This is a genomic window from Aureimonas sp. AU22, assembly GCF_001463745.1.
In the GTDB taxonomy this organism is placed as follows: domain Bacteria; phylum Pseudomonadota; class Alphaproteobacteria; order Rhizobiales; family Rhizobiaceae; genus Aureimonas.
Map to the genome: position 1 here is coordinate 1 of NZ_BBWJ01000018.1, position 23,931 is coordinate 23,931.

The following is a 23,931-nucleotide window of genomic DNA, read 5'->3' on the forward strand; positions in this document are numbered from 1 at the left end:
CGGCAGGCTGCAGCGCGGATGCGACCCGCCTGCAGGACGGCTTCTATACGGGAGCGATCCCGAAGGCTCCGATCCAGAATTCCCAGGTCGCCGCTGCCCCGGCCGCGCCGACATACCAGGCGCAGCCGACGCAGACTTACGCAGCGGTGGAAACCCCGGCGGTGAGCCGTTCCTCGCTGCCGCCCCCGCCGGCGTCGTCCTACGGCACCGCACCGATGGCGGCCTCGTCCTATCCCGCGCCGGCGCCCGTCCAGGCCGCCGCCCCGGTCGGTCAGGCGCAGGTCGCTCAGACCTCCATGTCTCGCGCGATGCCTGCGGCCTCGTCGTCCGGTGCTCGCAGCGCCAGCGTGAAGGTCGAGCCGGGCGATTCGCTTCTCGGCATCGCCCGCCGCACCGGCGCCAGTGTCGCGGACCTTCGTGCTGCGAACGGCCTCGACGGCGACAACATCCGGATCGGACAGACGCTTGTGGTTCCCGGCGGAGCCGCTCCCGCAGCTTCCGGCACCCGCGTTGCCTCGCTCGGCGCTCCGCCGACGACGCTCCAGGCACAGGCCGCCGCGATCCCCGCTCCGCGCGCCGCGCCCGCCAACCGGCCTGTCGCCGCTTCCGCCGCCCCGGCGGCTCCGCATGCCACCGCCACTGCGCCGGCTCCCAAGGCTTCGCAGCCGGCAGCCGTCGCCGCCGCGCCGGCAGCCCCGGCCGCGCCGAAGGCCAGCGACACCGCGGTTGCGGCCGCTGCGCCCGTTCAGCCCACGACGGTCGCCAAGGAAGAGGCGAAGGAGGAGGCCTCTCTCGCTCCCGCTTCCACCGGGATCGATCAGTTCCGCTGGCCGGTGCAGGGCCGCGTCGTGAAGAACTTCGGCGACAAGGTCGGCTCGCGCCGCAACGATGGCCTCAACATCTCCGTGCCCCGCGGCACCCCGATCAAGGCCGCCGAGAACGGCGTCGTGATCTACGCGGGCGAGGGGCTGAAGGAGTTCGGCAAGACCGTGCTCGTGAAGCACGACAATGGCCTCGTCACCGTCTACGGCCATGCCGACGACATTCTGGTGCAGCGCGGCTCCACCGTGAAGCGCGGCCAGGAGATCGCGAAGGCGGGCATGACCGGCGACGCCGATGCGCCGATGGTGCACTTCGAGGTGCGCAAGGACTCCTCGCCGGTCAATCCGATGACCTACCTGCGCTGATCGGCAGGAACGCGACCCCCATCCAAGGCTCCGGCGCCCAGCGCCGGGGCCTTCTTCGTTCGATGCCTCAGATGTCCAGCCGCCGGCCGAGGCGTCCGGCGAGATCCTGGACGAACTGATAGGCGACGCGGCCCGAGCGGTTGCCCCGTGTCGTTGACCATTCCAGGGCCTCGGCCCGCAGCGTCTCCGCTTCCACCTCGATGCCGCCTTCGCGGACGTAGCCGGCGACCATCGCGAGGTAGTCGTCCTGCGAACACTTGTGGAAGCCGAGCCACAGCCCGAACCGGTCGGACAGCGACACCTTCTCCTCCACCGCTTCGCCGGGATTGATCGCGGTCGACTGCTCGTTCTCCATCATCGTGCGCGGAAGGAGGTGGCGGCGGTTGGAGGTCGCATAGAAGAGAACGTTCGCGGGCCGCCCCTCGACGCCACCATCGAGCGCCGCCTTGAGCGACTTGTAGGCCGTGTCGTCGTGATCGAAGGACAGGTCGTCGCAGAACAGAAGGATCTGGAAAGGCTGGACCCGAAGCACCTGCATCAATGCGGGAAGATGGTCGATGTCCTCGCGATGGATCTCGATCAGCTTCAGCGGCTTGTCGTCAGCGCCGGCCTCGCGGTTTGACCATTCATGCGCCGCCTTCACGAGCGAGGACTTGCCCATTCCCCGCGCTCCCCAGAGGAGGGCGTTGTTCGCCGAGAGGCCCGCGGCGAAGCGGCGCGTGTTCTCCAAAAGGATTTCGCGCGAGCGGTCGATACCGCGAAGCAACTCGACGGGTACGCGGTTGACCTTCGGCACCGGCTGCAGGGTCGCCGGCGGCTGGAACACGAAGCAGTCCGCGCCGGTGAGGTCGGCGGCGGGCAGGGGAGCAGGCGCCAGGCGATCCAGCGCGTCGGCAATGCGGCGCAGGAGAGCGAGCTGGTTGTCTTCGATCGAGGTCACAGTCTCGCTATGTCCTTCTGATGACGGCGAAACACTCTCGCGTGCCCCGTCGGCTCATGTTGCAATCGTGCCGACCGTTCGTATATTGCGGCCGACTTGTGAAGGGCGCGATCGCCCGTTTCCGTCCTGCCCGAGGAGTAGTTGATGTTCGTCACGCCGGCTTTCGCCCAGACCGCCGCCGCAGCCGGGGGGCCGGAGAGCATTCTCATCAGCATCCTGCCCTTCATCGCGGTCTTCGCGATCATGTATTTCCTGATCATTCGCCCGCAGCGTACGACTGCGAAGAAGCGCGATGAGATGCTGCGCAACATCCGCCGCGGCGACACGGTGGTGACGGGCGGCGGCATTATCGCGAAGGTGACCAAGGTGATGGACAACGGCGAGCTCGAGGTCCAGATCTCGGAGCAGACCAAGATCCGGGTGCTGCAGTCGATGATTGCCGACGTGCGCACCAAGGGCGAGCCGGTCGCCGCCAACACGAAATAACCTCTTTCGAGGTTGCATTCCGAAGGCCGGGTTTCCCTGGCCTTCCCATCGTCGATCCGCCCGAGGGCGGCAACGGGCGGGGGCGGAAGCCACTCGCCCCCTCGCCATGATTCGAGGACGTCATGCTTCACTTCTCCCGCTGGAAAACCGTCCTCATCTGGCTCGCGGTCGTCGCCGGCGTGCTGTTCGCCATGCCGAACCTGCTGACGCAGGGCCAGCGGGACGCGCTGCCGGGCTTCATGCCGGATCGGCCGATGACGCTCGGCCTCGACCTGCAGGGTGGATCGTACGTTCTCCTCGAAGTGGACCGCGCGTCCCTCGTCAACGATCGGCTCCAGAGCCTTCGCGACGACGTGCAGCTGTCCCTGCGCAACGGCAACGTCGGTTTCGCCAACCTCGCCGAGCGCAACAACGGCATCGAGTTCACCCTGCGTGATCCCGCGGGCGGTGCCGCCGCGCGGACCGCGCTGCAGAACCTGACGTCGCCGATCTCCACCAGCCTCCTGGCGGGCGGTTCCGTCACCGAGACCGAGCTGGCCGAGACGGAGCCCGGCTCGTTCCGCCTGACGCTGACGGACGCCGGCATCAATTACCGCCTCTCGACCGCCGTGGCGCAGTCGATCGAGGTCGTCCGCCGTCGCGTCGACGAGTTGGGCACCACGGAACCGGTGATCCAGCGCCAGGGCATCGACCGCATCATGGTCCAGGTGCCGGGCCTGCAGGATCCCGCTCGCCTCAAGGCGCTCCTCAACCAGACCGCGCGGCTCACCTTCCGCCTCGTCGACGTGAACAATTCGCCCGAAGCCGTGAAGGCGGGGCAGCAGCCGGTTCCGGCGGGTTCCGAGCTTCTCGAGACCAACGACACGCCGCCGCTGCCCGTCCTCGTGCAGCGCCAGGTGATGATCTCGGGCGAGAACCTGACCGACGCGCAGCCCGGCTTCGACCAGCAGAACAACCAGCCGGTCGTGAACATCCGGTTCGATTCGCGCGGCGCGCAGCGCTTCGGCGAAGTGACGCAGCAGAACGTCGGTCGGCCCTTCGCGATCGTTCTGGACGACAAGGTACTCTCGGCACCCAATATCCGCGAGCCGATCCTCGGCGGCCAGGCGCAGATCTCGGGCAATTTCACCGTTCAGTCGGCCAACGACCTTTCGGTGCTGCTGCGGGCGGGCGCGCTTCCGGCGACGCTCGACATCATCGAGGAGCGCACGGTCGGACCGGGCCTTGGTGCGGATTCGATCGCGGCCGGACAGAACGCCGGCATCATCGGCGGCGTCTTCGTCATCGCCTTCATGTTCATCGCCTACGGCTTCCTCGGCATCATCGCGAACATCGCGCTGCTCGTGAACGTCGTCCTTCTCGTGGCGCTTCTGTCGGTCCTCGGCTCGACGCTGACGCTGCCCGGCATCGCTGGCATCGTGCTCACCATGGGCATGGCCGTCGATTCGAACGTTCTGATCTACGAGCGCATCCTCGAAGAGCGACGGAACGGGCGCTCGGTGGTCCAGTCGATCGACGCCGGTTTCCACAAGGCGCTCGGCACGATCATGGATGCCAACGTCACAACGCTGATCGCGGCGGTAATCCTGTTCTTCCTCGGCTCGGGGCCGGTGCGCGGTTTCGCCGTGACGCTGGCGCTCGGCATCTTCACGACCATCTTCACCGCGCTTACCCTGACGCGCTGGATGGTGGCCTTCTGGGTGAAGAAGCGTCGTCCGAAGGAAGTGCCGAAGGGCTGGTTCAACTTCGTGCCGCACGGCACGTCGTTCCGCTTCATGGCGATCCGCAAATGGGCCTTCGCGATCACCATCGGCCTGTCGGTCGCCTCGATCGGCAGCCTCTTCGTCGGCGGCTTGAACTTCGGCATCGACTTCACCGGCGGCACGGTGCTGGAGGTGAAGTCCAAGGCGCCGGAAGCCGACGTCGGAAAGATTCGCGAGGACCTCTCGCCTATCATCGAGGGCGATATCCAGGTCCAGGAGTTCGGCTCGTCGCAGGACGTGCTGATCCGCTATGCGGTTCAGGAGCAGGACCTTCAGACGCCGCAGGCGAGCGTCAATGCGGTGCGCGCGGCCTTGCAGAACGACTACGATTTCGAGCGCGTGGAGGTCGTCGGCCCGACGGTTTCCGGCGAGCTCGCATGGGCGGCGGTGATCGGCGTCGCCGCATCGCTGCTCGCCATCGCGGCATACGTCTGGATACGGTTCGAGTGGCAGTTCGCCATCGGCGCCTTGCTTGCCACGGCGCACGACGTGGCGATGACGATCGGCTTCCTCGTCGTCTCGCAACTCGAGTTCAACCTGACCTCGATCGCGGCGCTGCTCACGATCGTCGGCTACTCGCTGAACGACACCGTCGTCGTGTTCGACCGGATCCGCGAGAACCTTCGTAAATACAAGAAGATGCCGATTTCGGAGATCATCGACCGCTCGCTCAATGAGACGCTGTCGCGCACGATGCTGACGGCGGTGACGCTGGTACTGGCGCTGGTGGCGCTCTATGGGTTCGGCGGCGACGTGATCCGCGTCTTCGTGGCGCCGATGCTGGCCGGCGTTCTGGTCGGCGTCTACTCGTCGATCTTCATCGCGGCGCCCGTCCTGATCTACTTCAAGCTTCGGCCGGAGACGATCCGCGGCGGCGACCCGAAGGATATCGCCGAAGCCGACAAGAAGGCCCGCGTCGGCACGACGCCGCGCGCCGGGCAGGCCTGAGGTGGAAGGCGAAGTCCGCGACGCGCATTACCCGCGCCGCGCGCCCATCGATGCCTACGGAAACGGTGGATTCCGGTTCGCCGAAATGTCCCACCGCGGGTCGATCCTTTGCCTGCCGTCCGGCATCTACGGCTGGTCGGCGACGGCCGAGCAGCCCTTCAGCGGCGATCGGCTGATGAAGGTTCTGGAGGAAGCGGACGACATCCGTTTCCTCCTCTTCGGCACCGGTAAGGATATTCGCCGGCCCCCGGCCGCACTGCTGGCGCGCCTGCGGGAGCGTCAGATCTCGTGTGATCCGATGTCGACCGGCGCCGCCGTGCGCACCTACAACATCATGCTGCAGGAGGGCCGCCCGGTCGCGGCCGCGCTCGTGGCGGTGGAATGACGGACAGCCCGGCATATGCCGACGCCTATGCCGAGTGCGCCCGCATCGTGCAGGCGGGCGATCCCGATCGCGCCGTTTCGGTCGGCTTCGCACCGGAGGACCGGCGCAACGGCCTCTGGGCGCTCTATGCGTTCGCGTCCGAGACTGCGGCGATTCGCGATCACGTGACCCAACCGTTGCCGGGGGAGATCCGGCTGCAATGGTGGCGCGACCGCCTCGAAGCCGCGGATACGGACGTCGAAGCAGCGGGGCAGGGGGCGCCCGTTGCGACGGCCCTGATCGATACCGTGCGCTGCTACGCGCTGCCGGTCGATGCCTTCGACCGCTACCTCGCCGCACGGATCTTCGACCTCTACTCCGACCCGATGGGCGACCGTCCGGAATTCGAAGCCTATGCCGGCGAGACCCAGTCGACCGTCGTCATGTTGGCGGCGATGATCCTGGACCGAAACGAGGCGCCGAAGGCCGCCGACGCCGCGGGACACGCGGGCGTCGCCGCCTGTGCGGCGTCCGTGGTCCGGGATGCGGCGCGGCACCGCGCGCGTCATCAGGTGTTCGTTCCAGCGGATCTCCTGACCGCCACTGGTATCGACGCATCCGGATGGCTGGTCGGGGGTGCCCCCACCGAACCCGTGCGACAGGGCCTGATCGCCTACGCGCGCGAGCATCTCCAGAAGGCCGAAGCCGCGGTCGGAAAGCTACCGGCCGCCATCCGTCCGGCCTTGCTCCCCGCGCTGTTTGCCGCCCGTTCGATCGATCGCGAAAACGCATCCGCGTCGGAACCGATCCGTCGTCTCTGGTTCTATTGGCGAACGATGCGCCGATAGGCGCGACGCCACGGAGTGCCCGACTTGAAGCTCGACCTATCCCGCGTTGTCCGCCTCCTGCGTTCGCTCGCGGTGCGGGCAGGGCAGGCTACCTTCCGCTTTCCTGCGGCGGCGGTAGCGATCTGCGCGATCGCTGCGATCGCGAACTGGGCCGTCGCGGAGGACCTCGATACGGGCGATCCTCTGGCGCGTGCGCTTCTGGCGCTGACGGCCGGTGCGGCGGCCTCGGTCGCCGCGACGCTTTTCGCGGAAAGCCGAGGGGCCGGGCTGGGTCGCGCGCGACTGGCCGGATTTGCAGGGCTGGCGGTGGTGGGCGCCGCCGTCGGCTTCGCGCATCCGTTCCTACTCCATGGCCCCGCGCTGACGATCGCCATCGTGACGGCGCTCCCCCTGTCGCCGTTTCTCGGGCGCGGTTCCTCTCGCACCTTCTGGTACTTCACGCTCTGGACCGCCCTCGGCGTCACGCTCGGCTGGTTCTCCGTGCTGATCTTCCTGCTCGGGTTCACCGCCATCTTCGAAATGGTGCGGACGCTCTTCGGGATCGGCCTCGGCAGTTCGGCCTACACCCATCTCTTCACGACGGGCCTGACCCTTGTCGGCCCGCTCTTCGCGCTGGGCCGCATTCCCCATCCCGGCGAAGCCGAGGCGCATGACGGCGCCAGCGAGAGGCTGGCGCGCGCGGTTCGCCCCCTCTTCGAATGGGTCACGGCGCCGTTGGTGCTGATTGCAGGCGTCATCATCCACGTCTACGGCGCGAAGATCGTGGCTACCGGGGAGGTGCCGACGAACGAGATCGGCTGGATCGTCCTCCTCTATTCCGCCTTCGTACTGTCGCTTCGCGTCGGGCTCGAACCCTATCTCGCCGACCTGCCGCAGCCCGCCCGCTTCTTCTCGCGCTTCTGGGCCGCGATGCTGGTCGTCCCGCTCGCTCTTTTCGCCTATGCGCTCACGCTCCGCATCGCCGGGGAAGGGTGGACGATCGAGCGCTACTTCACGGTCGCATACGGTGTGGCCGCCGGCCTTGCCGTACTGCTTCAGGCGATTCCGCGGACGCGTTCGGACATCCGGCTCGTCGTCGCCGTGCCACCGGTTCTGCTGGTGCTCTCGACGGTTAGCCCTTGGGGCGTCGCCGACACTGTAGGGCGAAGCCAGGCGGCCCTGATCGACGAACGGTATGGCGAGGTTCTACGGCGTGGTCCGGACGCGACGCGCAGTCTCGACGGGACGGCGCGATACAGTCTCGTCTCGCGTCTCGATGTCCTCGATCAGGTGGACGAGGTCGATCGCCTCGCGCCGGTGCTCCATGCGATCGGAACAGGCGCGCCGGAGAGCCGGGTGGCCGCGCTGCGCACCGTTCTCGGTGAGGGCGCGACGCTGGAAGCGCAGGCGCTTCAGGATCGGGACGCAAGCTTTGCCGTGGATCAGCCTTGGGAAATCGGAGGCTTCGATCGCATCCTTCCGGCCACCGACGCGTCCGCCTGGGCGGATGCCGCGACCGCGCCCGTTCGGCTGGAGGACGGCCGGATGGTGGTCAGCTACCGCGGTCGAACGGATCGGTTCGAGCTCGCACCCTCGCTCTCTCCCCCGAATGCGGATGGGTCCGCCGGCATTCTGCCGATGCTTTCGCTCGATCTGCGGTCGCCGGAAGGCCGGAACGTTCGGCTGCGTCTGTCGCATGTGCGCTGGAATGCGCAGGGCGCACCGGTCTTTCTGCAGGGGTGGCTGGCCTTGCGTCACGGCGAATGGGCAAGCCAGCCCTGATCGGTTCGCGAGCTACTCCGCCGCTATGGGTAGAGGAGCTCGTTCGCCGGCGAGCCAGGCCGAGAAGTCCGCCAGGGCGCGCCGCGACATCGCCCGTTTCTTGGCCATGGTCTTCTCCTTGCCCCGCAGCCGCTTCCCCTCTTCGCGCGGCACCTCGACCGGCGGAAACAGGCCGAAGTTGACGTTCATCGGCTGGAACGAGCGCTTGCCGCCTTCCTCCTCCGTCGCAAGGTGTCCGCCAGTGATGTGCGCGAGAAGCGCGCCCATCGCGGTCGTTGCGGGCGGCGGGATAGCGGCGTTGCCTAGCGCCTCGGCCGCCGCGAAGCGTCCCGCCATCAGGCCGACGGATGCCGACTCGACATAGCCTTCGCAGCCCGTGATCTGGCCGGCAAAGCGCAGCGACGGACGGCTCTTCAGGCGCAGCGTGCCGTCGAGAAGCGTCGGCGAGTTGAGGTAGGTGTTGCGGTGCAGGCCGCCGAGGCGGGCGAATTCCGCGTTCTCCAGACCCGGAATGGTGCGGAAGACGCGGACCTGCTCGGCGTATTTCAGCTTCGTCTGGAAACCCACCATGTTGTAGAGCGTGCCGAGCGCGTTGTCCTGGCGCAGCTGGACGACGGCATAGGCCTTCACGGTCGGGTTGTGGGCATTGGTGAGGCCCATCGGCTTCATCGGCCCATGGCGGAGCGTCTCGGGTCCGCGCTCGGCCATGACCTCGATCGGCAGGCAGCCGTCGAAATAGGGCGTGCCCTCCCACTCGCGGAACTCGGTCTTGTCGCCCGCGACCAGTGCGGCGACAAAGGCCTCGTACTGCTCGCGATCCATCGGGCAGTTGACGTAGTCCTTGCCCGTTCCGCCGGGACCGACCTTGTCGTAGCGGGACTGGAACCACGCCTTGCCCATGTCGATCGTGTCGAAGTGGACGATCGGGGCGATGGCGTCGAAGAAGGCGAGCGCCTCCGCGCCGGTCTCGGCCCGGATAGCCTCGGCGAGGGTCTCGGCCGTCAGCGGGCCGGTCGCGACGATCGTCTGGCCCCATTCGGCTGGCGGCAGCGTCGCGACTTCCTCGCGCGCGATGCTCACCAGAGGATGCGCCTCGAGCGCTGCCGTCACCGCTTCGGCGAACCCGTCCCGGTCCACAGCCAGGGCGCCGCCGGCGGGAACCTGATGGGCGTCGGCGCATCGCATGATGAGCGAGCCGGCGAGGCGCATCTCGGCGTGCAGCACGCCGACGGCGTTCGTTTCCGCGTCGTCGGACCGGAAGGAATTGGAGCAGACGAGTTCGGCGAGCGCGTCGGTCTTGTGCGCGTCGGTGCCGCGCGTGCCGCGCATCTCGTGCAGGACGACGGGAACGCCGCTCGTCGCCAGTTGCCACGCGGCTTCGGAGCCGGCGAGACCGCCGCCGACGATGTGGATGGGATCTTGTGCCATCGCTTTTCATAGCACCGCGGGGGCTCGCACGGAACACCCGGAAACGACAACACCCGCCAGGGGAGGACCGGCGGGTGTCGTTTGGAAGCCTGCGGATGGGAGGAGGAGACCGCAGGCTCGGATCCGCTCGGGCCCTTTGGGAGGAGGATGGGCCCTCGCGAAAGCTATACGAAGTTTAGCGGCTCGCCTGACGGGCGAGGTCGCGGATGTCGGAGCGCGCGATGCCGAGATCCGAGAGCTCGCGGCTCGAAAGCCGATTCAGCTCGGCGCAGGTCTCGCGGAAACGGCGCCAGTTGTTGTAGGAGCGGACGATGTTCATGGGTTTGCCGATGGCTCAAACGTTGTGACCGAGAAGCGAAAGCCGATCGCCTTCGCTTCGATGAGCTGAATATAATCGGTTCAGTCGGCAGCAGTTATGCCGACGATTGCATGGCAGCCTTGCAGTTTGTGCATCGCACAATGGCGCGAGATCGTAGCTGCGAGCGGGTTCGATTAACGGTTTGTTAAGTGTCGGTGGGAGGGCGGGGCTCGCCTGCTGTTCCGCTTCGATGCTGAGGACGGAACTGCCCTTTTTCGCATGGTCGTTTGCACCGGCCGGTGCTATAGCGACGGCGCGCGATGCCGATCCGGACCCGCGCGGGCTGCGGATGTGGCGAAATTGGTAGACGCACCAGATTTAGGTTCTGGCGCCAAAAGCGTGGGGGTTCGAGTCCCTCCATCCGCACCAGCTTGGTGGTAACACTCTCGAACGTGTCACGCGTGAATTCGGTGGCTAGGGTTCGAGATCGCTTTTCGCGGGCAATCGTCAGTCGTAGGGCTGTGCAACCGTTCCCAGGCCATCGACGCATTGAAGCCGGACGCAACCTCCAAGGGGAGGGGTTGAGAAATCCGACGCCATCATGCTTTTTGCGATCTGGTGAAACTTGGGGCGCCAGGGGCATGAGTAAGGACGTTGCGTATACATGCCTTTTAGATGCAAAGGTACAGGCTTACCTCTACCCAATTGTTGATGCACCGGTCGGCTTCCGCGGGGGGCCGGTTCTCACCGATGTCTCGCAGCAGCATTTCCGCCACCTGCGTCATGACTCGCCCTACGATCATTTTCAGGCGGACGCTGAATATCCTGCTCGGCTGCCGGGAGACTACTACTACGCCGGTCCGATCTACGATCACTTCGGGCATTTTTTGTCCGAGATGGTACACCGGATAGTGCCAGCGCACGCGCATGGAGGGAAACACAAGTTCTTGTTCGTGTCGTCGGACAAGACGGCGACCCCGCCAGATCTGCAAAGTGCTGCCCCCTACATCCGAGACATCCTTGAGTTCCTGGGAATCGACGCTGACAATTCAGTCGTAATCCGAGTGAACTCGATCGTAGAGCGCCTTCATGTGTTCGAACAGGGCGCGAGTTGGGGCGGCGCGCCTAAGGATGCGTACCTCGATGAACTGAGCCGTTTTTCAAGCGCCCGCCTCGATGAGCTGTGTGGGCAGATCAAGCGACCAAAGAAAATCTACGTTTCTCGCTCAGCACTTCCTAAGGTCGGAGCCATCTTGGGAGAGGCCTACCTCGAGACGGTACTCGCCGATGAAGGATTCGAGGTGTTTCGGCCTGAGCAGCATTCCTTCGCTGTCCAGATGGACCACTATCGGAAGGCCGAAACCATTGTCTTCGCGGAGGGATCCGCTGCGCATGGTGCTGAACTTCTCGGATCGAGAATGATGGGCTCGGTCGTTCTGGTTCCCCGGTCGCAGCAGGCCTACGTTTTCGAGCGGGTCCTCCGTCCTCGGTCACGCCAATTCCTGCGCGCCAACGTGACGCGATACCTCGGCACCGTGAAAGAGAATTCTTCCGATGGATCTCCCTTGTTCCACCGAGGCGTCACGCTGCTACGGCCGAAGATCGCCGTCGAAACCTTCCGAACGAATTCCGTTTCACCGATGCGTGCGTTTTCTAAGGTGGGCTATCTGAAGTCAGCCGTTACGGACCTTAGAACCTACTTCAAGGATGCCGCGTGTCTGCCAGAACCGTTTAATTGCCGTTATGCCGTTGCACTTGCAACGCGGTTGGCATTCGGGTGGATTGGCCGTGAACGGGTAAGATCCAAGACACAAAAAGTGCGCGGGAAGACGAAAAGCGGCTGGCCTTCGCGGCCGCGGTGATGCAAGCCTTGCCGTCATTATCGCCACTTGATCCCCCAGTGGCCCTCCACTACAAGCGCCCGATGGCCGGGTGATGGGTGTTGCGTTCCGACAGCCCGTGGCGTGCTGGTCCGGTTCTCGGCCCGCGCCGGCTTGGCGGCAAACGAGATTCACTTCAGGATCGGCGGCGGGACTTGGGCTGCCGGTCGAGACCATAAAGGGTTGACGATGCAGGTTAGGGAAACCAAGGCCGAAGGCCTGAAGCGCGAGATCGAGATCGTCGTGCCGGCGTCCGATCTGGAAGCGCGGCTGCAGACTCGCCTCTACGAGATCAAGGATCAGGTCAAGCTCAAGGGCTTCCGCCCCGGCAAGGTGCCGATGAGCCATATGCGCAAGTCGTATGGCCGCTCGGTGATGGCCGAGATCGTCAACCAGATCATCAACGACACGCCGCGCTCTGTGATCGCGGAGCGCAACGAGCGCTCGGCGATGCAGCCCGAGATCCAGATGACCGAGGACGAGGGCGAGGCCGAGAAGGTCCTGCGCGGCGAGAGCGATTTCCGCTTCACCGTCGCCTACGAGACCCTGCCGTCCTTCGACCTGAAGGAGACCGACGGCATCAAGATCGAGCGGCCCGTGGTCGAGGTCGCCGACGAGGAAGTCGAGGAGCAGGTCAACCGCATCGCCGAAAGCGCGCGCACCTTCCAGCCGAAGGACGGTGCAGCCGAGACCGGCGATCGCGTGACGATGGATTTCGTCGGCAAGGTCGACGGCGAGGCGTTCCAGGGCGGATCGGCCGAGGACTCCAACCTCGTGCTCGGCTCGGGTCAGTTCATCCCGGGCTTCGAGGACCAGCTCCTCGGCGCCAAGGCCGGTGAAGAGAAGACGGTCAACGTCACCTTCCCCGAGGACTACGGCGCGGCGCATCTCGCCGGCAAGAGCGCGGTGTTCGACGTGACCGTGAAGGCCGTCGCCGCTCCGGAAGCGATGGAGCTCGACGACGAGCTGGCCAAGAAGCTCGGCCTCGAGTCGATCGCCCGCCTGCGCGAGATCGTGCGCGGCCAGATCGAGAGCCAGTTCGGCCAGGCGACGCGCCAGAAGGTGAAGCGCCAGCTGCTCGACCAGCTCGACGCCGAATACTCATTCGAGCTGCCGCAGAAGCTCGTCGAGGCCGAGTTCACGAACATCTGGAACCAGGTGTCGCGCGAGCTCGAGCAGAGCGGCAAGACCTTCGAGGACGAGGACACGACCGAGGAGAAGGCACGGGCCGAGTACCGCAAGCTCGCCGAGCGCCGTGTGCGCCTGGGTCTCGTCCTGTCGGAGATCGGCGAAAAGGCTGGCGTCACGGTTTCCGACGAGGAACTGCAGCGCGCCGTGATCGAGCAGGTCCGTCAGTATCCGGGCCAGGAGCAGCAGGTCTACGATTACTTCCGGAAGACGCCGGAAGCGATCCAGAGCCTGCGCGCGCCGATCTACGAGGAGAAGGTCGTCGACCATCTGCTGGCCACGGTCAACGTGACGGATAAGACCGTGACCAAGGACGAGCTGATGAAGGACGACGAGGAAGAGCTTTCCTCCGCCGCCTGACGCCCCCAAGCATTCGCATCGAAGGCCGCCTCTCGAGGCGGCCTTTTTCGTTCGCACGTGCGAAAAGTTCTGCGCCACCGCCATAGCATCGTCGCATGCGGACTCTAGTTCGGGCATCGAACCGATCGGGGCGCCCGTTGGCGCCGCCCGCCGAAGACCCATGCCCGCCACGGACCGGAGCTTCATGATCCGACACACCGGTGTTCGAGCGCTGCTTCTCGCGCTTCTTTTCCTCGTCTCGTCGGCGATCCTCGAAGGAGGGGCTGCGGCGCAGGTACCGAACCTCCTGCCGGGCATGCCGAAGACCGCGGCTCCGGCCCAGGCGTCCGGCACGCCGTCGGCCGAGGAGCGGCGGGAGCTCGATGACCTGATCCGCATCCTCGAGACCGAGGCCTCGCGCAATCGGCTGATCGAATCGCTCAAGGCGTCCGCCTACCAGGCTGCACCGGCTGGGGAGCCGGCGGCGGCTGCGGTCCTCGGGGGCGAGGCCGATCTTGCCGAGTCGGTGCCGGCCCACCTTGCCGCCTATACGCGCTCCGCGGTTGCCGCCGTCCAGCAAGGTGCCACCGAGGTCGGCACGCTGGCTGCGCAGGCCGGCTATTTCCTATCCGGCGCTCAGTCCATCAACCTGCCGCGGGTGTGGAACGCGATCCTCCCCGTATCGACGGTGGCGATCGCGACCCTGCTGGCGCTCGGGCTTCTCGCCATCGTCCGCCGTCGCGTCGCACGCTGGCTCGGATCGCTCGCCAAACCCAAGGCGCCGGTTCTGCGGCTGGCCCTGGCGAGCGTGGCGATGGTGGCGGATGCGCTCACCGTCATTCTGGCCGCCGCCGCGGGACATGCGACCTCGCTGTTTCTCACCGGCGGACCGCCTGATATCAACGAGGCCCTGTTCCTCAATGCCTTCGCGCTGACGGAGCTGATCAAGGTGGGCCTTGCGGCCTTCGTGGCGCCGCATGTGCCGCCGCTGCGGCTCACGCCCTTCAGCGACGGGCAGGCGCGCTACTGGTATCGGCGCCTCGCGCTCGTCATCACGCTGCTCGGCTACACATTCCTGTTCGTCGCGCCGGTGGTGCAGTCGATCTCGAGCGTCGCAGCGGCGAACGCGGTTCGCTTCCTCGTCGTGACGGCATCGTTCCTGTTCACGCTCTGGCTGATCCTGGCCAATCGCGAACGGGTCAAGGCTCGGTTGCAGCGATCCTACCGGGAAGGGGCGCGCAACCCGCAGTCTCGCTTCTACCATCTGCTCGGCCATGTCTGGTGGCTGCTCGCGGCGTCCTTCGTCGCGGCGCTTTTCGCGCTCTGGATCTCCAGTCCGCGCAACGGCTTCCAGTTCATGCTGAGCGCTTCGCTGGTGTCTGTCGCGGCGATGGCCGTGGGCGGCCTCGTGGTCTCGATCCTGACGAAGGTCATCGTGCGTGGCATCCGGGTTTCCGCCGCGACGCGCGAGCGTTTCCCGCTTCTGGAACGACGCATCAACTCCTTCATACCGAAGCTCCTCCTTGTGGTGCGGATCCTCGTCATCGCCGTGGTGATCGGCGTGATCATGGACGCCTGGTCGTTGATCGACCTCGACAATTTCGCGTCGAGTGCGCTTGGCCGCCGGTTCTCGAGCGGGCTCATCGGCGCCCTCGTGATCCTGACCGTTGGCTTCGTCGTCCACCTCGTGTTCTCGTCCTGGGTCGAGTACCGCCTCAATCCGAACTTCGGTTCGGTGCCCACGGCGCGCGAGCGCACGCTTCTGTCGCTGTTTCGAAACGCGCTGACGATCGCGCTTGCGCTGATCGTCATGATGCTCGTCCTCTCGCAGATCGGCATCAACATCGCGCCGCTCCTGGCGGGTGCCGGCGTGGTCGGTCTCGCCGTCGGTTTCGGTGCGCAGAAGCTGGTTCAGGACATCATCACCGGCGCGTTCATCCAGATCGAGAACGCGCTGAACGAAGGCGACGTGGTGCAGCTTGGCGCCGTGTCGGGGGTGGTGGAGAAGCTGACGATCCGCTCCGTCAGCCTGCGCGCGCTCGACGGCACCTACTACCTGATTCCGTTCTCGTCGGTGGATCAGGTCGCCAACATGACCAAGGACTTCTCGAACTTCGTCGCCGACGTGTCCGTCGCCTACGGCGAGGACGTCGGGCAGGTGAAGGACGTCATGCAAGAGGCCTTCGAGCGCGTGCGCGGCGGGCCGGAGGGCATCAACATCATCGCCGACTTCGAAATGCTGGGTGTCGAGACGCTCCAGGACAACGCGGTCATGGTGCGGGGGCGCGTGCGCACGCTTCCCGGAAAGCAGTGGGGCGTCGGCCGCGTCTACCGCGAGGTCGTCAAGGGACTGCTGGCGGAGCGCGGCATCAACAGCCCCTTCACGCGGACCGCCGTCGTGCCGCCGCACGAGACGCTGCCGGAGTTCAGCGGGCTCGACATGGCGGGGAACAAGGTGGTCACCCATCGACCCCTGCCCAAGACGGTCACCCGCAATCCGGACGGCACCCTGATTCCGCCGGATCCGAAGGACGACGGCGACGACGACGGGGATCCGTCACGCTGAAACCGCGCGCCCCGCGTGGAGCTTGCCGCGAAGCTGGGGCCGCTTCTTGCGCTGGCCGCCCCGCGCGCCCTATCTACGAGATCGAAATACCGAGCTTGATTCGACCGACACGGCGTCGGCCAGCCCCTTCACGAGAGACCACCATGAAGCATCCCGTCGAGACCATGATGAACCTTGTTCCGATGGTCGTCGAGCAGACGAACCGGGGCGAACGGGCCTACGACATCTTCTCGCGCCTCCTCAAGGAGCGCGTCATCTTCATCACCGGCCCGATCGAGGACGGAATGGCGACGCTGGTCTGCGCCCAGCTCCTCTTCCTCGAGGCGGAAAACCCGAAGAAGGAGATCGCGCTCTACATCAACTCGCCCGGCGGCGTGGTGACATCGGGCATGGCGATCTACGACACGATGCAGTTCATCAAGCCGGCCGTCTCGACGCTCTGCATCGGGCAGGCTGCGTCGATGGGCTCGCTGCTGCTGTGCGCCGGCCACAAGGACATGCGCTTCGCCACGCCCAACGCGCGCATCATGGTGCACCAGCCCTCGGGTGGTTTCTCCGGCCAGGCCTCGGATATCGAGCGTCATGCGCTCGACATCATCAAGCTGAAGCGCCGCCTCAACGAGGTCTACGTGCAGCACACCGGCCAGGACTACGAGACCATTGAACGCACGCTGGACCGTGACCATTTCATGACGTCGGACGAGGCCAAGGATTTCGGCCTGATCGACAAGGTCCACTCGACGCGTGAGGCGGTCGAGGCGGCCATCTCGTCCTGATGCCTGCGCGCTGCGTTCGTCCTTGATGTCGCCATGAGCCGAGCCTAAATTTCGAGGCTCGGGCCCTATTAAGCGTCGATCAAGGATAGCGTCGCTAGACTGTCACGGATGCGGGGAGGGCGAGGCCGGACCTGCGTCCGTGTCGGGCGGTTGCTTTGTGCGCGTTGCAGCATAGGATGAGTCACGGGTCACTCGACCTATCTCCGGACCTCTATGTCCGAGGTGCGGAACGGAAGGAAGTACGATGAGCAAAGTGAGCGGCGGCGACAGCAAGAACACGCTCTACTGCTCTTTCTGCGGAAAGAGCCAACACGAAGTCCGCAAGCTGATCGCCGGGCCGACGGTCTTCATCTGCGACGAGTGCGTCGAGCTCTGCATGGACATCATCCGGGAGGAAAACAAATCCTCCATGGTGAAGTCGCGCGAGGGTGTGCCGACCCCGCAGGAGATCATCAAGGTCCTCGACGACTACGTCATCGGCCAGTCCTTCGCCAAGAAGGTGCTGTCGGTCGCGGTCCACAATCATTACAAGCGGCTCGCCCACGCGTCGAAGAACAACGACGTCGAGCTGGCGAAGTCCAACATCCTGCTGATCGGCCCGACCGGCTGCGGCAAGACGCTGCTCGCGCAGACGCTCGCCCGCATTCTCGACGTGCCGTTCACCATGTCGGACGCCACGACGCTGACCGAAGCCGGCTATGTCGGCGAGGACGTCGAGAACATCATCCTCAAGCTCCTGCAGTCGGCCGACTACAACGTCGAGCGCGCGCAGCGCGGCATCGTCTACATCGACGAGATCGACAAGATCAGCCGCAAGTCCGACAACCCCTCGATCACGCGCGACGTGTCGGGTGAGGGCGTCCAGCAGGCGCTTCTGAAGATCATGGAAGGCACAGTCGCCTCCGTGCCTCCGCAGGGTGGCCGCAAGCATCCGCAGCAGGAGTTCCTGCAGGTGGATACGGCCAACATCCTGTTCATCTGCGGCGGCGCCTTCGCAGGCCTCGACCGGATCATTTCCGATCGCGGCCGCAAGACCTCGATCGGTTTTGGCGCCAGCGTCGAAAGCCCCGAGGATCGCCGGACCGGCGAGCTCTTCCGCAAGGTGGAGCCCGAGGATCTCTTGAAGTTCGGCCTGATCCCCGAGTTCGTCGGCCGTCTGCCGGTCCTGGCGACGCTCGAGGATCTCGACGAGCCGGCGCTTGTCCAGATCCTGGTCGAGCCAAAGAATGCGTTGGTCAAGCAGTACCAGCGTCTGTTCGAGATGGAGAACGTCGAGCTCTCCTTCCACGAGGACGCCCTGAAGGCGATCGCCCGCAAGGCGATCGAGCGCAAGACCGGTGCTCGCGGCCTGCGGTCCATCATGGAATCCATGCTGCTGGACACGATGTTCGATCTGCCGACCCTGGAAGGGGTTCAGGAGGTCGTGATCTCGGAAGAGGTCATCGATGGCAATGCGCGGCCTCTCTACATCTACTCGGACCGGAAGGACGAGAAAGAGACCGCGAGTGCCTGACGCACCGGCCAGTTCGATCCATTGAACCTTTCGAGCCCGCTCCGGAGCGCCGGGGCGGGCTTAACTTTTTGAAGGGTCGGTTCGCCGACCGCACCGTTCACCGCCATAGCGATCCGCGACGTTTCGAACGGGTTGAACGGAGGGGGAACGGGGACCACATTGCCACTGCGAAGGGGCCTTTCGATCCGGTGCCACATGGGCCGATGCGAAAGGGCCTCCGGCGGCCCAGGCCGCAGAAAGGACTAGCATGTCAGACCCCACATTCCCTGCCGATGCGTCCGCCGAGACCGGTCAGTACCCGGTCCTGCCGCTCCGCGACATCGTGGTGTTCCCGCATATGATCGTCCCGCTCTTCGTGGGGCGCGAGAAGTCCATACGGGCGCTCGAAGAGGTCATGGGCGCCGACAAGCAGATCTTGCTGGCGACGCAGAAGAACGCCGGTGACGAAGATCCGGCGCCCGAGGCGATCTACGACCTCGGCACGCTTGCCAACGTGCTGCAGCTCCTGAAGCTGCCGGACGGCACCGTGAAGGTGCTGGTGGAAGGCGTGTCCCGCGCGCGCATCACCGGGTTCACGGATCGCACCGACTGGCACGAAGCGAATGCCGCGATCGTTCCCGAGGTCGAGGAAGACCCGGTCGAGGTCGAGGCGCTGGCGCGTTCGGTGATCTCGGAGTTCGAGAACTACGTCAAGCTGAACAAGAAGATCTCGCCCGAGGTGGTCGGCGCGGCCGGCCAGATCGACGACTATTCCAAGCTTGCCGACACGGTCGCCTCGCATCTCGCGATCAAGATTCCCGAGAAGCAGGAGATGCTGGGCATCGTCAGCGTGCAGGAGCGCCTCGAGCGCGCCCTGAGCTTCATGGAGGCCGAGATCTCGGTTCTTCAGGTGGAGAAGCGCATCCGCTCGCGCGTCAAGCGCCAGATGGAGAAGACCCAGCGCGAGTACTACCTGAACGAGCAGATGAAGGCGATCCAGAAGGAGCTCGGCGACGGCGAGGAAGGCCGTGACGAGCTCGCCGAGATCGAGGAGCGCATCAAGAAGACCAAGCTCTCCAAGGAAGGCAAGGAGAAGGCCTCGGCCGAGCTGAAGAAGCTCCGTCAGATGAGCCCCATGTCGGCCGAGGCGACGGTGGTGCGCAACTACCTCGACTGGCTGCTGGGCCTGCCCTGGGGCAAGGCGTCGAAGATCCGTATCGATCTGAAGCGCGCCGAGGAGATCCTCGAGGAGGAGCACTACGGCCTCGATAAGGTCAAGGAGCGCATCGTCGAGTATCTGGCCGTGCAGAGCCGTCAGGCGAAGCTGAAGGGACCGATCCTGTGCCTCGTCGGTCCTCCGGGCGTCGGCAAGACGTCGCTTGCCAAGTCCATCGCACGTGCGACGGGCCGTGAGTACGTGCGCATGGCCCTCGGCGGCGTGCGGGACGAGGCCGAAATCCGCGGTCACCGTCGGACGTATATCGGCTCCATGCCGGGCAAGGTGATCCAGTCGCTCAAGAAGGCGAAGCGGAACAACCCGCTCTTCCTGCTCGACGAGATCGACAAGATGGGCCAGGACTTCCGCGGTGATCCGTCGTCGGCGCTGCTCGAGGTTCTCGATCCCGAGCAGAACGCGACCTTCATGGATCACTACCTCGAGGTCGAGTACGATCTGTCGTCGACGATGTTCGTGACAACGGCGAACACGCTCAACATCCCCGGTCCGCTGATGGACCGCATGGAGTTGATCCGGATCGCCGGCTACACGGAGGACGAGAAGATCGAGATCGCCAAGCGGCACCTCCTGCCGAAGGCGATCAAGGACCATGCCCTGCAGCCGCAGGAGTTCTCGGTGAGCGAGGACGCCCTGCGCGACATCGCTCGTCGCTATACCCGCGAGGCCGGCGTCCGCTCCTATGAGCGCGAGCTGTCCAAGCTGGCGCGTAAGGCGGTCACGAGCATCCTGAAGGGCGAGGTGACGACGGTCGAGGTGACGGCGGCGAACCTTGCCGACTATCTCGGCGTGCATCGCTATCGCTACGGCGAGGCCGAGGCCGAGGATCAGGTCGGCGTGGTCACGGGTCTGGCCTGGACGGAAGTCGGCGGCGAGCTCCTCACGATCGAAGGCGTCATGATGCCCGGCAAGGGCAAGATGACGGTGACCGGCAACCTGAAGGACGTGATGAAGGAGTCCATCTCCGCCGCTGCGTCCTATGTCCGGAGCCGGGCGATCGAGTACGGCATCGAGCCGCCGCTCTTCGACAAGCGGGACATCCACGTCCACGTGCCGGAGGGGGCGACGCCCAAGGACGGACCGTCCGCAGGCATCGCCATGGCGACCGCGATCATCTCCGTGATGACCGGTATCCCGGTGCGCCGGGACATCGCGATGACGGGAGAGGTCACGCTGCGCGGCAGGGTGCTGCCCATCGGCGGCTTGAAGGAGAAGCTGCTCGCGGCTCTTCGCGGCGGAATGACGAAGGTTCTGATCCCGGCAGAGAACGCCAAGGATCTCGCCGACATTCCGGACAACGTGAAGAACAACCTGGAGATCGTGCCGGTCTCGCGCATGGGCGAGGTGCTTCAGCACGCGCTGATCCGCGTTCCCGCGCCGATCGAGTGGTCCGAGGAAGACGCGGCGGCTCATCTTGCCGCCAAGTCCGATGATTCGCAGGGCGCCGTGGCGCACTGACTCCGGTTCCGCCGACCCGAAATGTGAGAAATGCCGCCCTTTGGGCGGCATTTTTCGTTCAAAGCCCTTGTTTCCTCGGGTTCGACCCCATGTCGGCCTTGAAGGTCGACCTTCTCTAACGCAGTGTGTCGCACCGAGTCGGTTCGACTTTTTTCAACGCTGGAGACTGTGCATGAACAAGAACGAACTGGTTGCCGCGGTAGCCGACAGGTCCAAGCTCTCGAAGCAGGACGCCACCACGGCCGTCGACGCCGTTTTCGACGCGCTGCAGGACGCGATGGCCAAGGGCGACGACGTCCGCCTCGTCGGCTTCGGCACGTTCTCCGTTTCGCATCGCGCGGCTTCCAAGGGCCGCAACCCGTCGACCGGCGCAGAGGTCGACATTCCGGCCCGCAACGTCGCCAAGTTCACGCCCGGCAAGGGCCTGAAGGACGCGGTGAACGTCGAGTCCGCTCCGAAGACCAAAGCCAAGTAATCCATTCCGGAGGCGGGGACGTCGGATCGGCGTCCCCGCCGCCACCCCGGACGACGGCGGCCTGTTGCCCCGGCCGCCCGTATCGCCTCCCACTCCCATCGGCGGAACCCGGCGAGGATCCTCATGCAACTGCCCGGCGCCTTGCTGACGGAAATCGTCGCGCTTCGGCACCATCTGCACGCCCATCCCGAAGTTTCCAACGAGGAAGCCGGCACCGCGCTGCTCCTTGCGGAGTTCATTCGCGGATGCGGTCCCGATGATATCCTTTCCGGGCTGGGCGGCCATGGCGTCGCCGCCGTTTTCGCCGGGTTAGCCGCAGGCCCGACCCTTCTCCTGCGATCCGAACTCGATGCCCTGCCGATCCTCGAGATCGGCGAACGCCCGCATCGGTCTCGCCATCACGGCGTCGCGCATCTCTGCGGCCATGACGGGCACAGCGCGATCCTCGCACTCGTGGCGCGCCGGCTTGCCGAACGCCGTCCGGCCAAGGGGCGGGTGGTTCTTCTCTTCCAACCTGCCGAAGAGACGGGTGAGGGCGCCGCGCGCGTCATCGCGGATCCGCGTTTCGCGGCCATCTCGCCCGACTATGCTTTCTCGCTCCACAACCTGCCGGGACTAGCCTTCGGCGAGGTTGCCCTCCGTTCTGGCCCGGTGAACTGCGCCTCGCGCGGCATGCGGATCGTCCTGAACGGCCGCACCGCGCACGCGTCGATGCCCTGGGACGGAGTGTCGCCTCGGCCGGCGCTCGCCGAGCTGCTGGAAGCTCTCCCGACTCTCGGCGCTGGCGGTCCCTTGGACGAGGCGTTTCGGCTCGTCACGGTGACCCATGCGCGTCTCGGCGAGCCAGCCTTCGGCATCGCGCCCGGTCATGGGGAGATCTGGGCGACGCTGCGAACCCTGCGGGACGAGCGCATGGATGCGCTTTGCATGGAGGCGGAGGCGGCAGCGAGGCGTTGCGCCGAGCGCCATGGGTTGCAGCTCGAGATCGGCTACGAGGACGTGTTCCGCCACTGCGAGAACCATCCCGAGGCCGTGGACCTGCTGAGAGCGGCTCTGGACGCGCAGGGCATCCGACACGAGCCCGGTCAACCCATGTACCCTTCCGAAGACTTCGGACGCTTTGCGGACTGCGCGCGTTCGGCGATGCTGTTCCTCGGCGCAGGGATCGATCGTCCGCGGCTGCACAATCCGGACTACGATTTTCCCGATGCGCTCATCCCGGTCGGCGCCGCGATCTTCGAGCAGGTGATCCGCGACGTTCTCGGCTGAGCCCGATCTCGTCCGGCGACTAGGCGAAGGTCCAACTCGTCGCCTCTCGAGCGAGGGGGTGAAGCGGGGCGTTCAAGCGGAACGAAAGGCCATCGGGCGCGAAGTCGACGGTGGCCGTTCCGCCGAACTCCGCCGCTAGGACCCGCTCGATGATGCGGATGCCGTAGCCCGTTCGCGACGGCTGCGAGACGGCCGGCCCCCCCTGTTCATGCCAGTCGAAATGCAGCTGGTCGTCCTCGATGCGCCAGCGGATGCCGACCGTGCCCGTCTGGTTCGACAGGCTTCCGTGACGAGACGCGTTTTCCGCCAGTTCGTGGACCGCAAGCGAAAGCATGGTTGCAACACGCGGCTTCAACCGCACGTCCGGCCCCTCGACCGTCAGGCGGTCGCCGACGCTGGAATGCAGCGGCTCGAGCGCGCCCATCACCACGTCGCCGAGAAGCGCGCTGGCCCATGCCTCGGCAGTCAGCACGTCGTGGCTGCGCGCCAGCGCCTGGATCCGGCCGGACACGGCGGACGTGATGCTGGCGGGCACCTGGGCGTCGCGCAGGGTCTGGAGGACCACGCTCTGGACCGTCGCCAACGTGTTCTTGACCCGGTGATCGAGTTCGCGATTGAGGAGAAACCGGTGTTCCTCGGCCCGTTTGCGCTCGGTCACATCGAACTGCGACGCGAAGAAGTAGGTCAGTTCGCCGTTTTCGAAGACCGGCGACATCAGAAGCGCGTTCCAGAACGTCGACCCGTCCTTGCGATAGTTCAGGATGTCGATCTGGATGGATTGTCGCGCCTCGACCGCCTCGCGCAGTCGCGTGACGTCGTCGCGGTTCGTCGCCGGACCCTGCAGGAAGCGGCAGTTGCGCCCGATGATCTCGTCGCGCTCGTAGCCTGTGAGTCGCAGGAAGGCGTCGTTGCAGAAGACGATCGGGTTGTCGTCGCCCAGCGGATCCGTGATGATCATCGGCATGCGGGTGGTTCTGACGGCGGAGGCGAAGGGATCGGCGCTGCCGCCGCTCGCGATGTCCAGCTCCTTGCCGATCCGCTGGCGTTCCTGCTTGCTCATAAGTCGCCTATGCCGCCTGTGCCGGATCGCCGCCGTGGTCGTGTTCAACCAGACCCCCGCTACATGGCTTGCGACGTTCCAAGGCGGAAGGCAATGGCCAGAGCCGCCGCAACTTCGAATGTTTCCGCCGATGGTCGGCGAACCCACGTTTCCCTGTCGTGCGTCATGGGA

General features: G+C 65.7%; 18 protein-coding genes, 1 tRNA gene and 1 pseudogene. 15 read left to right on the forward strand and 5 right to left on the reverse strand.

What is annotated here, in order from left to right:
- Positions 1-1,187: M23 family metallopeptidase (locus AUL34_RS07050; protein ID WP_061932639.1), on the forward strand; the 1,187-nt coding region annotated here is incomplete at its 5' end.
- Positions 1,188-1,254: 67 nt separating this feature from the next.
- Here the strand turns inward: AUL34_RS07050 and AUL34_RS07055 are convergent.
- On the reverse strand, positions 1,255-2,127 hold the full coding sequence (locus AUL34_RS07055) for an ATP-binding protein (RefSeq protein WP_061932641.1): 873 nt from the start codon (positions 2,125-2,127) through the stop codon (positions 1,255-1,257).
- Between the two features lie 144 nt (positions 2,128-2,271).
- Here AUL34_RS07055 and yajC point away from each other — a divergent pair, with 144 nt between their 5' ends.
- The 5 genes from yajC (at position 2,272) to AUL34_RS07080 (ending at position 8,297) form a co-directional block, all read left to right on the forward strand.
- Positions 2,272-2,613: a preprotein translocase subunit YajC gene (gene yajC / locus AUL34_RS07060; RefSeq protein WP_061932643.1), complete on the forward strand. Its 342-nt coding sequence runs from the start codon at positions 2,272-2,274 to the stop codon at positions 2,611-2,613.
- Positions 2,614-2,735: 122 nt separating this feature from the next.
- Positions 2,736-5,324 carry a protein translocase subunit SecD gene (secD, locus tag AUL34_RS07065; RefSeq protein ID WP_061932645.1) on the forward strand — a complete coding sequence of 863 codons (2,589 nt, stop codon included), beginning with the start codon at positions 2,736-2,738 and terminating at the stop codon, positions 5,322-5,324.
- A gap of 1 nt (position 5,325) precedes the next feature.
- Positions 5,326-5,709, forward strand: coding sequence for an Mth938-like domain-containing protein (locus AUL34_RS07070; RefSeq protein ID WP_061932647.1), 384 nt, complete (start codon positions 5,326-5,328; stop codon positions 5,707-5,709).
- Positions 5,706-6,536 (forward strand): phytoene/squalene synthase family protein, encoded by an 831-nt coding sequence (locus AUL34_RS07075; protein WP_061932649.1) that lies wholly within the window; start codon positions 5,706-5,708, stop codon positions 6,534-6,536. The genes AUL34_RS07070 and AUL34_RS07075 overlap by 4 nt, the downstream gene beginning before the upstream one ends.
- 24 nt (positions 6,537-6,560) lie before the next feature.
- Positions 6,561-8,297, forward strand: a complete 1,737-nt coding sequence (locus tag AUL34_RS07080; protein WP_061932651.1) for a DUF4153 domain-containing protein — start codon at positions 6,561-6,563, stop codon at positions 8,295-8,297.
- A 12-nt stretch (positions 8,298-8,309) separates the two neighbouring features.
- Here AUL34_RS07080 and trmFO read toward each other — a convergent pair whose 3' ends face one another.
- Both trmFO and AUL34_RS21830 read right to left on the reverse strand, forming a co-directional pair.
- Entirely contained in the window at positions 8,310-9,725 is a 1,416-nt protein-coding gene (gene trmFO, locus AUL34_RS07085) for a methylenetetrahydrofolate--tRNA-(uracil(54)-C(5))-methyltransferase (FADH(2)-oxidizing) TrmFO (RefSeq protein ID WP_061932653.1), read from the reverse strand.
- 175 nt (positions 9,726-9,900) lie between these two features.
- Entirely contained in the window at positions 9,901-10,044 is a 144-nt protein-coding gene (locus tag AUL34_RS21830; RefSeq protein ID WP_082653214.1) for a DUF1127 domain-containing protein, read from the reverse strand.
- 324 nt (positions 10,045-10,368) lie between these two features.
- Between AUL34_RS21830 and AUL34_RS07090 the strand changes: the two genes are divergently transcribed.
- From AUL34_RS07090 to clpX, 6 genes are all read left to right on the forward strand, one after another.
- Positions 10,369-10,452, forward strand: a tRNA-Leu gene (locus AUL34_RS07090).
- Between the two features lie 212 nt (positions 10,453-10,664).
- Positions 10,665-11,885, forward strand: coding sequence for a glycosyltransferase 61 family protein (locus AUL34_RS21835; protein ID WP_082653215.1), 1,221 nt, complete (start codon positions 10,665-10,667; stop codon positions 11,883-11,885).
- Positions 11,886-12,092: 207 nt separating this feature from the next.
- Positions 12,093-13,451, forward strand: coding sequence for a trigger factor (gene tig, locus AUL34_RS07100; RefSeq protein ID WP_061932765.1), 1,359 nt, complete (start codon positions 12,093-12,095; stop codon positions 13,449-13,451).
- A gap of 184 nt (positions 13,452-13,635) precedes the next feature.
- The gene (locus AUL34_RS07105; RefSeq protein ID WP_192845709.1) at positions 13,636-15,996 is read left to right on the forward strand and encodes a mechanosensitive ion channel domain-containing protein; all 2,361 of its coding nucleotides are present in this window, start codon (positions 13,636-13,638) and stop codon (positions 15,994-15,996) included.
- Positions 15,997-16,139: 143 nt separating this feature from the next.
- Positions 16,140-16,772, forward strand: coding sequence for an ATP-dependent Clp protease proteolytic subunit (locus tag AUL34_RS07110; RefSeq protein WP_061932659.1), 633 nt, complete (start codon positions 16,140-16,142; stop codon positions 16,770-16,772).
- Positions 16,773-17,016: 244 nt separating this feature from the next.
- A complete protein-coding gene (gene clpX, locus AUL34_RS07115; RefSeq protein WP_061932661.1) occupies positions 17,017-18,285 on the forward strand; it encodes an ATP-dependent Clp protease ATP-binding subunit ClpX in 1,269 nt (422 codons plus the stop codon).
- 291 nt (positions 18,286-18,576) lie between these two features.
- Here clpX and AUL34_RS23080 read toward each other — a convergent pair whose 3' ends face one another.
- Positions 18,577-18,681, reverse strand: coding sequence for a hypothetical protein (locus AUL34_RS23080; protein WP_370539031.1), 105 nt, complete (start codon positions 18,679-18,681; stop codon positions 18,577-18,579).
- Between AUL34_RS23080 and lon the strand changes: the two are divergent.
- The 3 genes and pseudogenes from lon to AUL34_RS07130 form a co-directional block, all read left to right on the forward strand.
- Positions 18,632-20,956: pseudogene (gene lon / locus AUL34_RS07120) on the forward strand (endopeptidase La); the annotation flags it as partial. The gene AUL34_RS23080 and the pseudogene lon overlap by 50 nt on opposite strands.
- Positions 20,957-21,128: 172 nt before the next feature.
- On the forward strand, positions 21,129-21,431 hold the full coding sequence (locus AUL34_RS07125; RefSeq protein WP_061932665.1) for an HU family DNA-binding protein: 303 nt from the start codon (positions 21,129-21,131) through the stop codon (positions 21,429-21,431).
- A gap of 123 nt (positions 21,432-21,554) precedes the next feature.
- Positions 21,555-22,700: an amidohydrolase gene (locus AUL34_RS07130; protein WP_061932667.1), complete on the forward strand. Its 1,146-nt coding sequence runs from the start codon at positions 21,555-21,557 to the stop codon at positions 22,698-22,700.
- A gap of 19 nt (positions 22,701-22,719) precedes the next feature.
- Here the strand turns inward: AUL34_RS07130 and AUL34_RS07135 are convergent, their stop codons facing one another.
- Positions 22,720-23,760 (reverse strand): HWE histidine kinase domain-containing protein, encoded by a 1,041-nt coding sequence (locus AUL34_RS07135; protein ID WP_061932669.1) that lies wholly within the window; start codon positions 23,758-23,760, stop codon positions 22,720-22,722.
- Positions 23,761-23,931: the final 171 nt, after the last annotated feature.